Below are 803 nucleotides of genomic sequence, written 5' to 3'. Positions count from 1 at the left end.
TGCATTATACTTATAAAAGTAGACACATTTAGAAAACAGATGTACCATTATATTAGACACCACAAGGAGGTATCTTTATGTCCACAAGAAATCACTATGACGAGGATTTCAAACGAACCCTCGTGGAACTTTACCACAACGGTAAAACACAAGCTTCACTCATCAAAGAATATGGGGTATCACAATCAGCACTAACGAAATGGATTAAACAATATTCAACCGTGGAAACAGACAACGGAGAAGTTCTTACAGCCAAGCAAGTTAAAGAACTTCAAAAGCGTATGGCTCAACTTGAGGAGGAAAATCAAATATTAAAAAAAGCGATTGCCATATTCACGCCACACTCAAGCAACGATTAGATGCTGTTTACAAGTTGCAACACCAATACACTATTAAAACCCTTTGTCGAGTTCTAAAAGTTAATCGCAGCACTTATTACAAGCATTTTTACTCAAAGCCTGCTCCTCGCACCTCTGAAAATCAAGTCATTCGTATGCACATATTACAAATTTATTCTGACTATGATAATTCTCTAGGTGCTTACAAAATTCGTCGTGTTTTAGAACGGGATTATGGCATTAACATCAGCCTCGGTAGAGTGTATCGACTGATGAGCACAATGAATCTTCCAAAGCGGTCCACAGAGAAACCCAAAGGGAAGCATTTTCATAAGGAAAATGGTAACTGCTTCAATTATTTGAATCAACAGTTCAATCCTTCTTCTCCAAACTCTGTTTGGGCAAGTGATTTTACTTATATAAAGGTCAACGGCTCTTTCCATTACCTTTGTGTTGTGATGGATT

The 803-nt window shown here is 37.5% G+C and carries 2 protein-coding genes; both read left to right on the top strand.

The annotated features are described in order from the left end of the window. The first annotated feature begins 77 nt into the window (after positions 1 to 77). Positions 78 to 359 carry an IS3 family transposase gene (locus tag HMPREF2887_RS07185; RefSeq protein ID WP_021001851.1) on the top strand — a complete coding sequence of 94 codons (282 nt, stop codon included), beginning with the start codon at positions 78 to 80 and terminating at the stop codon, positions 357 to 359. A 134-nt stretch (positions 360 to 493) separates the two neighbouring features. Next, on the top strand, positions 494 to 803 hold a 310-nt coding region (locus HMPREF2887_RS10155), incomplete at its 3' end, for an IS3 family transposase (RefSeq protein WP_148131507.1).

The organism is Streptococcus sp. HMSC071H03 (assembly GCF_001813035.1).
Lineage (GTDB): Bacteria > Bacillota > Bacilli > Lactobacillales > Streptococcaceae > Streptococcus > Streptococcus anginosus.
This window is presented reverse-complemented; position numbering and strand designations above follow the sequence as displayed.